The sequence below is a fragment of the Psychrobacter sp. Ps4 genome, assembly GCF_022129285.1.
Taxonomy (GTDB): domain Bacteria; phylum Pseudomonadota; class Gammaproteobacteria; order Pseudomonadales; family Moraxellaceae; genus Psychrobacter; species Psychrobacter immobilis_A.
Map to the genome: position 1 here is coordinate 44,188 of NZ_JADQAK010000018.1, position 13,835 is coordinate 58,022.

General features: G+C 43.3%; 10 protein-coding genes. 3 read left to right on the forward strand and 7 right to left on the reverse strand.

Annotated features, from left to right (window positions below; all coding sequences use genetic code 11):
• Window positions 1-137: 137 nt before the first annotated feature.
• From I3252_RS10785 to I3252_RS10810, 6 genes are all read right to left on the reverse strand, one after another.
• On the reverse strand, window positions 138-2,150 hold the full coding sequence (locus I3252_RS10785; protein ID WP_238035189.1) for a hypothetical protein: 2,013 nt from the start codon (window positions 2,148-2,150) through the stop codon (window positions 138-140).
• Window positions 2,151-2,367: 217 nt separating this feature from the next.
• On the reverse strand, window positions 2,368-3,033 hold the full coding sequence (locus I3252_RS10790) for an OB-fold-containig protein (RefSeq protein ID WP_238035190.1): 666 nt from the start codon (window positions 3,031-3,033) through the stop codon (window positions 2,368-2,370).
• Between the two features lie 182 nt (window positions 3,034-3,215).
• Entirely contained in the window at window positions 3,216-4,100 is an 885-nt protein-coding gene (locus I3252_RS10795; protein ID WP_238035191.1) for a Xaa-Pro aminopeptidase, read from the reverse strand.
• Window positions 4,101-4,354: 254 nt separating this feature from the next.
• The gene (locus I3252_RS10800; RefSeq protein ID WP_238035192.1) at window positions 4,355-4,843 is read right to left on the reverse strand and encodes an META domain-containing protein; all 489 of its coding nucleotides are present in this window, start codon (window positions 4,841-4,843) and stop codon (window positions 4,355-4,357) included.
• Window positions 4,844-5,155: 312 nt separating this feature from the next.
• Window positions 5,156-6,268: a lipase secretion chaperone gene (locus I3252_RS10805; protein WP_238035193.1), complete on the reverse strand. Its 1,113-nt coding sequence runs from the start codon at window positions 6,266-6,268 to the stop codon at window positions 5,156-5,158.
• Window positions 6,269-6,343: 75 nt separating this feature from the next.
• Window positions 6,344-7,420, reverse strand: a complete 1,077-nt coding sequence (locus tag I3252_RS10810; protein WP_109592717.1) for a triacylglycerol lipase — start codon at window positions 7,418-7,420, stop codon at window positions 6,344-6,346.
• Window positions 7,421-7,715: 295 nt separating this feature from the next.
• Between I3252_RS10810 and map the strand changes: the two genes are divergently transcribed.
• Complete coding sequence (gene map, locus I3252_RS10815) at window positions 7,716-8,510, forward strand: type I methionyl aminopeptidase (RefSeq protein WP_055125198.1); 795 nt, start codon at window positions 7,716-7,718, stop codon at window positions 8,508-8,510.
• A 215-nt stretch (window positions 8,511-8,725) separates the two neighbouring features.
• Window positions 8,726-11,488, forward strand: coding sequence for a [protein-PII] uridylyltransferase (gene glnD / locus I3252_RS10820; protein ID WP_238035194.1), 2,763 nt, complete (start codon window positions 8,726-8,728; stop codon window positions 11,486-11,488).
• A 106-nt stretch (window positions 11,489-11,594) separates the two neighbouring features.
• On the opposite strand, the gene I3252_RS10825 is transcribed toward glnD, so the two are convergent.
• On the reverse strand, window positions 11,595-12,266 hold the full coding sequence (locus tag I3252_RS10825; RefSeq protein ID WP_238035195.1) for a hypothetical protein: 672 nt from the start codon (window positions 12,264-12,266) through the stop codon (window positions 11,595-11,597).
• 257 nt (window positions 12,267-12,523) lie between these two features.
• Here I3252_RS10825 and dapC point away from each other — a divergent pair, with 257 nt between their 5' ends.
• Entirely contained in the window at window positions 12,524-13,792 is a 1,269-nt protein-coding gene (gene dapC / locus I3252_RS10830) for a succinyldiaminopimelate transaminase (RefSeq protein WP_238035196.1), read from the forward strand.
• Window positions 13,793-13,835 lie beyond the last annotated feature (43 nt).

The following is a 13,835-nucleotide window of genomic DNA, read 5'->3' on the forward strand; positions in this document are numbered from 1 at the left end:
GAATCACCCTGAGTTAGCAAAAAAATCTGCCGCCTAAACGACAGATTCTTTATTTTAGAAAATATTACTCATTCACACTGTTAGATAAAAACTTGCTCACTAATACTTACCCATTAAGGCTAGTCATTTAGACCTTACTAATAAGTCGTTTTATCATCATTTTTCTGGTTTGATTTCATGGCTTGACTGGCCATAACACCATTGATGATACCGCTCAATGTGTCTGACTTACCCGCTAAGCCATCAATGGCTTTACCAATAGACAGTGACTTGGCAAAATTATCAAAGAAATGAGCTTCGCCGCCAACAATATCAATTTTGGCTTTCTGTAACGCGACTGCCAATACTTCAGCATTTTCTTTCGCAATCTCTTTACCAGCATCAATTGAGGCAAGCGCTTCTTGCAAGGCTGTCTCAAGACTCATACGGAACTCTTCGTGCTCACGTGCCTCTTTGCTCATGCTACCCATGGCATTGAATTTCTCGACCAGACCATCTGCTTCGGCTTGGAAATGTGCACGAGTAACTTCGGCTTTTGCCAATCCAACTTCTCGTTCTGCTTTGGCATTTGACTCACCGCGAGCCGCGATGACTTGAGCATCTGCCATGCCTTTTTCACGCTCAGCTCTGGCAGTAGATTCACCACGAGCGGCGATAACCTCAGCATCTGCCATGCCTTTTTCACGATCTGATTGCGCTTCAGCTTGTCCAGTTGCTTTGATAACATTGGCTTTCGCAATGCCTTCTTTTTCTAAAGAAGCGGCTTTGACTTCTTGGATAGCCGCTTCAGCGAAGCCATGTGCTGACTCTTCGGCTTTGGTACCTTCGGCCATTTTAATTTTGGCTTCTGAATCTTTAGCGGATGCTTCAAGATTAGCAGCGGCAAGCGTGGTGATTTCGACGGCTTTATGCTTGGCAGACAGCTCTTCTGCTTCGGCTTTTTTCACCTGACGTACTTTGATTTCTTCCGCATCGGCTTCTGCTGCTAGGACGCGCGTTTGCTTAGAACGCTCAGCTTCGCTAATTTCGCGGACTTCTTTGATACGCTCTTCTTCTTGCGCAACGGTTTTGTCCACTGCGATACGCTCACGAATGACGTTGGCGATTTCTTTTTTCTCAAGCTCAATCGCACGTTCAGCTTCGATACGTTGCAGATCAACTTCACGCTCACGAGAGACAATCTCTAAATCACGGGCACGTGTTACTTTTTCTTCTTCGATGACGACCGCACGCAGACGATTTTGCCCTGCCACTTCGATTTCACGCTGCTGATTCTCACGTTGAATGGCCAAATCCTGCTCAACCGAGATAACAGCCGTTTCAGACTTTTTACGCTCTTCTTCTTCAATCTTACGAGTTTCAGCAGTCTCGCGTGCAATCACTGACGAGATTTCACGTTGCTGTTTGGCTTCGGCATCAGCTTGCTGACGCTCTAGCTCTAGCATTGCCTCTCTAGTTTCTACATTCTTTTTCTTAACCGCCAACTCTTCATCACGCTCAAGCTCGTTGGTGATGACGTTCTGAAAGGCTGTTAATTGCGTAATCTTTTTGATACCTTCAGCATCTAAGATATTACTGGAATCTAATGACGCTTTTGGCGTTTGCTCTAAATAATCAATCGCCACATCTTCTAAGACATAGCCGTTTAGATCATTACCAATTTCTTGAACGATGCTGTCACGAAACTCGCTGCGATTTTCAAACAGTTTGACGAAATCAATCTGTTTACCAACCGTTTTCAATGCTTCAGAGAATTTAGCATTAAATAGCTCGTTGACAGCGACTTTATCTGATGCGCGCTCAACCCCAACCGATTTGGCGACTTTTAGCACATCCTCTTCGGTTTCATTGACGCGTAAATAAAATGCCACGGTGATATCAGCACGCATGTTGTCTGCGCAAATCAAACCTTCTTTACCGCGTCTGTCTACTTCTAAGGTGATGAGCGATATGCGCATCAATTCTTTTTTGTTGATGACTGGCCAAACAAAACCACCATCAAAACGTACGGCAATTTTACTCACACCGTTAATAATGAGTGCTTTGCCCTGCTCAACCTTAAAGTAAAAGGCCTTGAGCATCAATAGTGCGACCATCATAAAAACAAACGCCAGCACTACAACCACGCCGACGATAATGAGTGTGTCCATATCCATTCCTTTAATTAAAACATTCCATAATCAATTCTATATAAATCAGATACGCTATCACGCCTGCTAACTCTACTATTTATGGCACTGTTTACAGCATGTGTGCTTTATAGCCCTGTCATTCGCCTTCGATATATCTGAATTACCTTGAACCGACTATCACCAAATTTAAAAATATTTATGTTACTTCTAAAAATGCACAATTTTATTCATACTTTTACAATATTTTTTTATCTTCCACGACAACAACTCGGTAGGTATTGGCATCCTTTAAATACTCGACCAACATCACTCTATCGCCTTGTTTTAGCAAACCATCATTGGTGTCTGAACGAATCTTTAATATCAATCCTGCACCGCCATCATTTAGCTCTGCTTCGCCATGTTTATCTGTGACACTAAGCGTACGCACAACAGCGATCTTACCCACATTATTAGACGAATTACGTTTGGGAATTTTGGCGATATTTTTGCGAATCGGCGAAATAATAATACCGGTCAACCACATAGAGACGACCAATACGAAAATGAGCGCCCCTGTACCGAATAAATAATATAGAACGCCAGAATCGAAATATTGGTGTAAAAAGCTGGTATATAAATAGCTGAGCAACCAACCGATCAAGCTAATTAAGCTTAGTATGATGATTAAAGGGACACCGTAAAGACCAAATTTGAGCATGAGACCGGTAAAAAAACCAGTCGATGATAAGGTAGAGACATCAGCATCACCGCCTGACTCACCAAGGTCTACGCTATCCATATCTGCCATGCCGAGTAAAGACACAACCCAATATAAAGTGACGAACATCACAAGCCCTGTAAAAATAATCGTGGGATATAAACTGATTTTAGTGATAAAGACTAAAAAAGCTTCTTGCATTGCGCGTATTCTCCTTTTGCTCACCCAATCTATTAGCTCAATGACTTGGTTATGCAAATTGGTATTATGTGGATGATGCTCACTCGAGTTAATGCTGCCAAGTTTACATTTTTAAAATCAACTTATGTTGCTTTATCAAGGATTATATATATATTCTATTACATAATACATAGGTTTTGCCTTTAGCGTCCCCATATCGGCGAGCGCACGACTCCGCCCACCTTACTGCCAATCGCATAACTTGTATTACCAGATAATGAGTGAATGACCAAGCTGCCGCCATTTTGACCGCCCACTTGTGAAAGCTTTGTCGGATAGACAGCATACTGTGCAGATGGCGAAAGACGTGCTGGTTCATCAAGTCCAGTCTCTGCTAGATTGGTGATTTGCCCAGTACTCAGGGTCATAACGGCGGCCTTTCGACCATTGAGATAGGCCATACGCTGACCGTCCAAGCTCAGTTGCGGACTGGCGACATAGCCACTTGTTGGCACAGGCGTGGCACTAGCAGTCTCGAAGTGATAGCGATAGATACGTGGACGTCCAGCGCGGACTTTATCACTGGTATAGACAAAACTTTGCCCATCACTGGCGTAACTTGGCTGTACTTCCGTGCTCAGTAACGTAGTGAGCTGTGTGGTCTTACCGTCGCTCAGACGCATCTCATAGATATCAGCATTGCCGCCGACAGTTGAGCTATAGAGGAGTTTTTGCCCATTAGGTGAGAACGACGCTGACATATTGCTGCCTTCAGCATTTACCACAAGGTTACGGATGTTGCTTTTGCGATCACTACCATCAGGACGAATGCTATAAAGCGTCGACATCTTTGCAGCTCCGATTCCTTGCTCCTCGACATAGGCTATGCGCCCTTGACGGTCCATCATAGGCATACGCGCAGTTAGTGGATTACTCGCACTCATATTATTAGCAGGTGCTTGCATCGTTTTAGACATCGTACTAGGCAAGGTCTGACAACCCGTCAACAGAATAAAAGTCGTTAGTGCGGTGATATTACTTATCGTTCTTATATTGACAGATGATTTTGATACAAGCATTTTTGACATAAAATAACGTCCAATAAAGTGTTGATTATTGCGTACTGAGAATCTTGACAATTAAGACTAAAAGATTGAGTGCATTAAAATATCCTAGCCTAAAGATTTTACTTAATAGCAAATGACAGTGTAGCGTAAACCATGCCAAATTTTGAACAAAAAAATACCCCACTAGATAGTGAGGCATTTTTAAAGCTACATCTGGCTTTTATAAAAAAAGGCTTTTAGCAAATACTATTTAGAAACCATCTGTAATGATTGAATTATTTAGAAACGGCTTTGAAATGGGCAACTTGATTGCTATTGGTAATGGTCAATATAGGCGTGTTATTGACATTTTTACTGATGCTATATTTACCTTGCACGGTCGCTAAAGTCGCCGTATCAAAACTTGCTTGTGGCTCAGGGCATGCCATCATAGTAGATAAAACGTTGCCTAATACGACATTGCCATTCACAACCTTGTAGTCAGCGCCCATGTTATTACAGGTGTTCATAAAGGTCACACGGTCACTGCCGCTATCTTTGAAGAACTTTAGCGTCAATGGCTTCGCTGGATCAAAGAACAATTGACTAACTTTGTCGCCATTGCTGCGTTTGGCGTCAACTAGCTGCCAATCATATGCTTGTAGCGTATTAGAAGTAATTGGTTGAGTCACTGGCGCTGTTACGCTAGGGGTGGTTTGGCAACCAGCAGCCAATGTACCTACCGCAAGCGTTGCTGCCATCATCATTTTAGTCATTTTTTTCATATAAGCTCCTCTAGTGGTTTTTTTAGAATAAAAAATAGCTCTTATCCTAAACATTCGTTTTTATTATGATTAATTTACTGTTTTATTCATTATTCTCAATAATGCGGTCATTATGCACAACTGGAGCTTAACTGTCATTATAGATTGAGTGTATGATTACCCTGTTACTTGTTGCGCTCTATAGTCTTTTTGCTAACCTCTATTGTTAGACGGTACATTAACTGCTAACACTTTTTCTATAACTTCTCGAATATACTCTGAAAACCGACAATTTCTCGTTAAAATTATCGTTTTACTTATTTATGTTAGGCATTACTCTAGATTGGCGCTGTTCTGTTGTTGCAAAGCAGCATAGCCTACCAAACGTTTGCGTTCAGCCTCACTAAATAGCTGCTGTTCGATTTGATTGATTTGGGTTTGTGCTTGCGTTTTATCTGCACTTTGACTTAATAAGCGCTGTTTTTGGGCTTGATATTGGTCGAAACGTTGAGCAAAGTTAGCATCTTCTGCATCAACTTGCGCGAGGCGTGCGGCGGCTGGAGCACCTACCAGATCACGACGCATGTTATACAATTCCTGAGCCGTTGCCCCTTTTGCTTGCATCTGTTTTGTGCGATTCATCAGCTCGTTCAGGTTGGCTTGCTGGGTGATACCGGCTTTGAGAGCATTATCCGGCATACGGCTTATATAGTTCTGCCGTGTCGCCTCTTTTTGCACATCCGTTAGCTGCTGGTTTTGGTTAATTCTGACCATCTCCATACTATAATCATCATACTCCTCTTCTGCACCAAAGAAGGCGGTAATGGTTTCTTTAGTAAAATACTGCTGACGCAACTTGGCTACATCTTGCTTTTGCTGAGCGACGACATTTAGATCCAGCTCACCGCTTTTTGCCGCTTGTAATTGCAGATTACCGTAACGTTGTTCTATTTCAGGAATGGCTTTAAGATAGATAATATATTGGTCAAATATAGTGACCGCTTGGCTGGCGGCAGGCTCTGGCGTGTGGTGACGAATATAGCTTTCAACACGGGCATAAATAACCGCTTCATCTTCTTCACCCAGCGCCGACAAAAAATAATCGAATAAACGCCGTAGACCTTCAGTAACGACCAACTGCTTATTTTCATCAATGATGATTTCGCCGTCGATTTGCGTGCCTTGTAATGAGCGCGGCAAACGCTCCAACCCAGTGACAAATAGAGACTGGTTTTGGGCGGCAGTTGTTTGCACTACTTGGCCATTATCCAGCGCAGTTGATAGAGTAGCATTAGCCTCATTAGTGAGGGCACTGGATACTGGTTGCGCTGTAGCCATACGTGTATTATCAGGTTTGAACCACATAATCACCGCCGCAGTTATGGCTATGCTAACCACGGCGATTATAACTATTGGTAGATAGGCTGGGCGGCGATTATTCGACATAAATGAGGGTTCTTTTTATAAGTCAGCTTAAAGGCTTATGTTTTTAAAAGCGTATGTTCTTAAAAACTTACTTTATTAAAGGTTAGCGTTTTTAAGACGATTGACCTGAGTACGATAGATAGATTTTGGCTCAGAATCGCCCCATGCCGTCAGACCCAATACTTGATCGGCTGAATCCAAATGGTTCATTCTATAATTATCCCGAATCACATAACCAAGACGACTTGAGCAAGCAGACACCAACCCATCATTAGACTCACCTGCAAACGGCACGCTCGTTGCTGCCAATAGATAATCACTAGGATCAAGTGCGCTTGTTATTTGCCCAACCCCGCTGAACGAATAGTATTTAATGCCATTGACGGCAGTACTGGTCGGCTGACCACAATAATTTTTTGGCATTGCTGCAGGAAATTTGGCATTGAACTTAGCAGCACCATCCGTTGATAGAGCCACGAGCGCTTGCCAGCCATCTTGCTCTTGTATCTCTTTAAAACTGATACCTGAACCCACGTCTGTAAAGCCACCAATCAAATTGAACACGCCTGAGACTAGCTGTGTTGTGACATTGGATGGATTACCTGTGGTGTTGTTTGGCTCAAGGGTATTTTTGACAAAATCTGCCGTTTTTGACCCTTGTTCTGGGCTTGAGACTGCCGTAACTGATGCGACATATTTTGGCGCGACGCCAGCGACATAGCGGATATCTATACCGCCTTGACTGTGTCCAAATAAATTGACTTTAGGTTCACCTGAAATGGCAGTGATGGTTTTGACTTGTTGCAGCAGCTGCTCTCCGCGAATCTCACTGTTATTGACGGCTGACGTTTTGGTGGTATATACCTCTGAGCCGCCTTTCATCAACTCTTGAGGAATGCCATTGAAGTAGTCGATAATCCCAAACAAGTTAGTGAAGCCGCCAAGACCATGTGCCATAACAATTGGGTATTTTGTATCAGTATGATTTGACGTCCAGTATTTGTTGCTGACCAGCTTGCATCCGGTTGAGTTGGCACAATTATAGTATTGACCAGCAGCTTGAGCCGAAGTGGTTTGTAAAGCCATTAAAAGTACACCGGCACCGATAACACCAAGTGAGGGGAGAAATGCGCTGGGCGTGAAAGCCGAAGCTAGAGAAGATTTTAGCGTCATAATAACGTCCTTGTTATCATTAATTTTGATTATCTTTACCTCATAATATCGGCAAAGATTGCTGCTAATTCCTTTAGCATGCAAAATTACATTACTTATATCTTCTGTAACATTCAACTAAATTGTCAAAATATGAATATATTATCGTGACTAGAGGGTCACAACTGCCCCTACGTCGCTGTAAAGCAATTATTATCAATAATAATGATAGGTTCACTATCACTTAACGTAAAACAGCGGCGTCTTCATTTATGTTATAATTCAAGCCATTAATTCCATAACTATAAGTAATATAATGATGACTAAAAAATCCCTTATCCAGTCCCCAGAAGCCATAGAAAAAATGCGCGTGGCCGGTAAACTCGCCAGTGATGTCCTTGTCATGCTCGATGAGCACGTTCGAGTTGGCATCAGTACCGAGGCACTTAACCAAATCGCCCATGACTATATCGTTAATGTGCAACAGGCTATTCCTGCACCGCTTAACTACAATGGCTTCCCAAAATCAATTTGTACCTCGATTAACCATGTGGTTTGTCATGGTATTCCAGCCGAAAACAAGCTACTCAAAGATGGCGATATCATCAATATCGATGTAACCGTGATAAAAGATGGCTACTATGGCGATACCTCAAAAATGTGGATCGTTGGTAACGGCTCTATCATGGCACAGCGTATCTGCAAAGTGGCACAAGATGCCTTATATGCTGGTATGAGTGTCGTTAAAAACGGTGCGCGTCTAGGTGATGTCGGTGCGGCTATCCAAGCAGTGGTCGAGCCTGAACGTTTCAGTATCGTTCGCGAGTTCTGTGGTCACGGCATCAGTAATGAGTTTCACCATGAGCCGCAAGTCATGCACTATGGCAAAAAAGGTACAGGCTTTGAGCTAAAAACAGGCATGACCTTTACCATCGAGCCGATGATTAACCAAGGTACATGGCAAACCAAGATTTTGCCTGATGAATGGACGGCGATTACTAAAGACCGTAAGCTGTCAGCACAGTGGGAGCATACGATGGTCGTGACCGATAATGGCTGTGAGGTGTTTACCACTCGCCCTGAAGAAGATTTAAGTTTTTTGACCCAGTAATATTGAAAAAGATCGCCTAGGCGGTCTTTTTTTTGGCCAATAATTAGGTCATATTGAGTATTGTGCTCAACCGCTTTTTATCTTTATACTCTGATGACTTAATAACTTATATTGGTAACTTCTATTCGTGGCTTTTGTCAGCTACCAGCACACTGGTGATTCTACGCTTTTCAGCTGAAACGTTTTATTTTTAAACTCTTAACGGGATAACACTCATGTTTACTTGTGATGTCGCTTCTATCGATCTGACACCTTTACCTCTATTATCAAAGGATATAGCGACAAACGCGTCACTGCTAGCGGACACCCCTGTCACTGAAAAGTCGCTACTGGGTATTCCTCACTGGTTGACTCAAATTAATCAAGATATTAACCGTGCACTTGAACGCGGTGTCAATATTCGTCAATTGGTCGCGGCACGCTCTGGTGCGATTGACGAATTGCTGATTGCCTTGTTTAACTGGTTTGAGCTGGATAAAACAGATTTGGCTTTATTTGCCACAGGCGGTTATGGTCGCGGCGAGCTGTCGCTTTATTCAGACATCGACATTTTATTGCTCTCCCCTGATGAGATTGGCGCTGATGCCAGTGGGAAAATAGATCGGTTGGTGGCGCTATTGTGGGACATAGGATTAGAGCCTGCTCTCTCGGTACGTAGTGTTAATGACGCTTTAGAGGCGTCGCTCGATCATACCATTGCCAGTGCCCAGCTAGAAGCTCGGCTATTAATTGGTAATGAGACTTTACAGGATGTGCCCGTTCAAATTGTCAATAAACAGTGGTCGCCACGTGAGTTTTTTGAAGTAAAAATCGCAGAAGCTAAAGCGCGATACTTACAGCACAATGCCACCGAGTACAACCTTGAACCCAATATAAAAACCGCCCCTGGTGGTCTACGCGACATTCATATCATCGGCTGGGTAACCAAACGCTATTTTCGAGTGGGTAAGCTGTATGACTTAGTACAACAAAACTTTTTGACTGAAAAAGAGTTCGATGAGCTGAACTTTGCAGAAGGTTATTTATGGCAAATACGTCATTATCTGCATGTATTGACTGGTCGCAACGAAAACAAGCTGCTGTTTGATTATCAGCGTGAAATTGCCCAGTTGATGGGTTATGAGACGCAGCCAGACGATCAACCAAATGCCGCCGTCGAGCGTTTTATGCGCGACTATTATCGCTGTGCCATGCAGATATCGACGCTGTCTGAAATGCTGACCAATCACTACTACGAGACGATTATAGAGCCGCAGTTGCCTGATGATGAGCGTCCAAAAAAGCAGCCAATCAATGCGCGCTTTAACCAAGTTGGTGATCAAATCGCCATGGCGCATCATCGGGTTTTTGCCCAGCATCCTGATGCTATCCTAGAGATGTTTTTACTGATGGGTCAGTACGGTATCAAAAACGTGCGTACTCATACGTTGCGTGCGCTAAAAATCGCCGCGCGTGGCATCGATCAAGTCTACCGTGATAACCCCGCTCACCAAGCGCTCTTCTTAGCCAATTTAAAAGAGCAGAATTATCTGTTTCATCGCCTGCGTGCCATGAATCGCTATGGCGTCTTAGGCAGCTACATTCCTGCGTTCGCCCAAGTGACCGGTCTGATGCAATATGATTTATTTCACCGTTATACGGTTGATGCGCATACCTTATTTTTGATTCGGATTTTGCATCGCTTCACCGACCCACGGTTTTATGAAGATTTTCCACTGGTCAGCTCTATCTTTCAGCGTATCGAGCGCAAGGAGATCTTGGTACTGGCCGCCATGTTCCATGATATTGCCAAAGGTCGCGGTGGCAACCATAGTGAACTTGGTCAAACCGAGTCGACTGAATTTTGTTTGGCGCATGGTATGAGTCTGGCAGATGCCAACTTGGTTGGTTGGCTCACTCGCTATCATTTATTGATGTCGATGACTGCTCAGAAAAAAGACATCTCAGATCCAGAAGTGGTCACTATTTTTGCCAACTTAGTCGGTAATGTCACCCACCTCAATCATTTATATGTGCTCACTGTTGCGGATATGAATGCGACCAATCCACAGTTGTGGAACAGCTGGCGTGCCACATTAATGAAACAGTTATACTCACAAACTCGGCGCATTTTGCGCGCTGATATCGATGCACCCACTAACCGCCAAGATATGATCTGTGCCACACGTACCCAAGCCTTAGCGATGCTCGATAATGTCAACAATCAACACATGAATCGTGATGAAGTCTTGAGGCTATGGGATGATTTGGGTGATGAATATTTCTTGAGAGAAATTCCTGAAGACATCTTATGGCATACCGAAGCCATTTTGAACCATCCGCCGATTGGTCTTGCTTCTAATGCGGATAGCCCACCATTGGTGGTATTACGTGAGCATCGCGAGCTGGCCCTTGATGCGGTACAGGTCTTTGTTTATACTCAAGATCAGACGAACCTGTTTGCAGTCACCATGGCTGTATTCGATCAAATGAACTTGGATGTTTTAGACGCCCGTATTATTACTGCTACCCGCGATTTTGCTTTGGACTCCTATGTACTGCTCGATCCCAGTGGCACATTATTGGTCGATGAGGACAGTCAACAAGAACTCAAACAGCGCCTAATCAATGCCTTTAAAGACCCGACATTACTGAAACTTACCAATAAGCGCATACCGCGTCAGCTTAGACATTTTGAAGTGACCACGGTGATTAATTTTGAGTTTAATGAGGCTTCTGATCAGCATATTATGAGCTTAGAAACCCTTGATCAGCCGGGACTATTGGCAAGAGTAGGACAGGTGTTTTTGCAGGAGAAAATTGAGGTGCATGCTGCGCGTATCACCACTTTGGGCGAACGTGCAGAAGATATGTTTTATATCAGCGATCAAAATGATGAACCGCTATCTGCTGCTAGACTTGACGCACTACGATCCGCTTTGATGGCCAGTCTCAGTATGCAAAGAGAGCAGCCTGCTGCTTACAGCAAATGTGATTGAACAAATAGGCTTACAAGATAAGTCTAAGATAAATACTCAGTGTGTATCATCCATTCATTGATGGCATGCTTTGTATTTTTTAACCCATTAATACCAAAAGCACCTTTTATAAGGTGCTTTTATATATCATTTCGCTAGCGTGCTCATTGAGCTCATCATCCGCAAGATCTGGTGGCAGAATCTCTGCTTCTATCTGTTTTTGCGTCAGTATTAAGCGCCCAGCGTTGACCTCTTTTTGCAGCAAACAATGTAAACTTGCTAAATGAAAATCTCTGCCAAAACACTCAGATATCTGTCTTAGAGAAATAGGCGATTTGGCATGCACATCGGGATAAAGGCTGTCCTCTGCTAAGATAATCATCTCATTCAGTGCCTCTTCGCGCATCAACTCATCTTTATCAATTTTACGTTGCAAGCTGTCTGCCATTCGACTTTTGGACGCGAGCATGGCCACAAAAATCACTGTCTGTAAAACAAATAAAGCAATATATTGCCATAAGGGCAGTAAAATACCGAGCTGATTGCTAAGCAACATCAGCACCATCGCAACGATCACGTAACTGACCAGTTGCCACAGTAACCACATCATCAAGCTGTTTTCACCGTACCAAAACATCTTTCGTTCTTTATGGCTGATTAATTGCTGGCGAGCTTGCCACCAGCTTTGCTCCCGCTGTTTTAATAATTCGTACAATTTGGTTCGCTGTTGCGCATCATCAAAATTTTCATCTTGAATGTCTGTCGCGTTAAGATCATTAGTTTTTGAGATACTAGGCATATCAAATTATCCTCACCATAATCTATCATTAGGGCTGACAGCAGTTTTTTGTATTGTTATAAGTCATCAATTGATAAGCTTTTTTTAGGATTTTTAAATCTGTGACGGCTTCATTAGTTATTATAATTTATGGTTAAATAGCTAAGCAGCTTGAGCATGAGAAGTAAAAGACAAAAAATAAGAGAAGTGCTACACTGCTTAAATGTAATTTTTCTTTATAACTTTATTATTAATTGTCTATTATAGTTACCCTACTTATGAATCACAACTTAACGTATCTGCATCCTTATCCTTTTGCAAAGATGGCAACATTGCTTGCTAACAGTGTGCCAGCCCATGACTACAGTGAAATCAAGCTCGGTATTGGTGAACCAAAACATGAGCCGCCAGCGTTCGTGCTGGACGTACTACGTGAAAATTTGGACAAAATAAGTCGTTATCCAACGACTAATGGCATGTTTGAGCTGCGCCAAACCATCGCGCATTGGCTAGAAAAACGCTTCTTTTTGAACCATGTCGATGCCAATACGCAAGTATTGCCAGTAATGGGCACACGCGAGGCTATTTTTAGTCTGGTACAAGCAGTCGTGGATCATAAAGTAAGCGATACAGAGAGTAGTCCGCTGTCTGTCTCTGACCCGTTATCTGCCGTTTCTCCTATGGCTGCTCCTACGACTGTTCCTACAATAGTGATGCCCAACCCTTTTTACCAAATATATGAGGGTGCAGCGATACTGGCGCAAGCCGAGCCTTATTTTGTGCCTTGCACACTGGACGATGACTTTAAAGGTAACTATCGCGCCGTACCAAAAGATGTTTGGGCGCGCACGCAGTTGCTGTTTGTTTGTAGTCCGAACAATCCGACTGGCTCGGTCATGACGATGGAGGATTGGGAGTATCTCATTCGTCTGTCAGATCAGTACGATTTTATTATTGCCAGTGACGAGTGCTATAGCGAGCTGTATTTTGATACGGCACCGATTGGACTATTGCAAGCCTGCGCTGCCCTCGGTCGTCATGATTTCAAAAACTGTATTGTCTTTCACTCTTTATCTAAGCGTTCAAATCTGCCTGGTTTGCGCTCAGGGTTTGTGGCAGGTGATGCCAATATTTTGCAAGCTTACCTGCAATATCGTACTTATCAAGGCTGTGCGATGCCGATACCACATCAGCTCGCCTCGATCGCTGCATGGCAAGATGAAAAGCATGTGGCACACAATCGCGCTCTGTATCAAGAAAAGTTTGCCTTGTGGATGTCTGAGCTTGGTGAACTACTAGAGTTACGAATGCCTGAGGCTGGATTCTACTTTTGGATAAAGGTCCCTGAGCCGTTCGATGGGGATGATGAGCGGTTTGTCAAAGCACTGTATGAGCAGGCCAATATTCACGCACTAGCAGGGCGCTATCTGTCACGTGATATTGATGGCAAAAACCCTGGGCAAGGCTATGTGCGCATTGCGCTCGTTGCGAGTGTTGATGAGAGCCGCGAAGCAATAAACCGTATTCAAAAATTACTAGGCGCATAAGCAGTCACTTTATACGCAAAAGTTTCAAAAAAAACAGCAACCT

Coding starts and splice junctions, on each gene's coding strand:
- I3252_RS10785 (WP_238035189.1), bottom strand. CDS start 2,150: ATGGACACACTCATTATCGTCGGCGTGGTTGTAGTGCTGGCGTTTGTT.
- I3252_RS10790 (WP_238035190.1), bottom strand. CDS start 3,033: ATGCAAGAAGCTTTTTTAGTCTTTATCACTAAAATCAGTTTATATCCC.
- I3252_RS10795 (WP_238035191.1), bottom strand. CDS start 4,100: ATGTCAAAAATGCTTGTATCAAAATCATCTGTCAATATAAGAACGATA.
- I3252_RS10800 (WP_238035192.1), bottom strand. CDS start 4,843: ATGAAAAAAATGACTAAAATGATGATGGCAGCAACGCTTGCGGTAGGT.
- I3252_RS10805 (WP_238035193.1), bottom strand. CDS start 6,268: ATGTCGAATAATCGCCGCCCAGCCTATCTACCAATAGTTATAATCGCC.
- I3252_RS10810 (WP_109592717.1), bottom strand. CDS start 7,420: ATGACGCTAAAATCTTCTCTAGCTTCGGCTTTCACGCCCAGCGCATTT.
- map (WP_055125198.1), top strand. CDS start 7,716: ATGATGACTAAAAAATCCCTTATCCAGTCCCCAGAAGCCATAGAAAAA.
- glnD (WP_238035194.1), top strand. CDS start 8,726: ATGTTTACTTGTGATGTCGCTTCTATCGATCTGACACCTTTACCTCTA.
- I3252_RS10825 (WP_238035195.1), bottom strand. CDS start 12,266: ATGCCTAGTATCTCAAAAACTAATGATCTTAACGCGACAGACATTCAA.
- dapC (WP_238035196.1), top strand. CDS start 12,524: ATGAATCACAACTTAACGTATCTGCATCCTTATCCTTTTGCAAAGATG.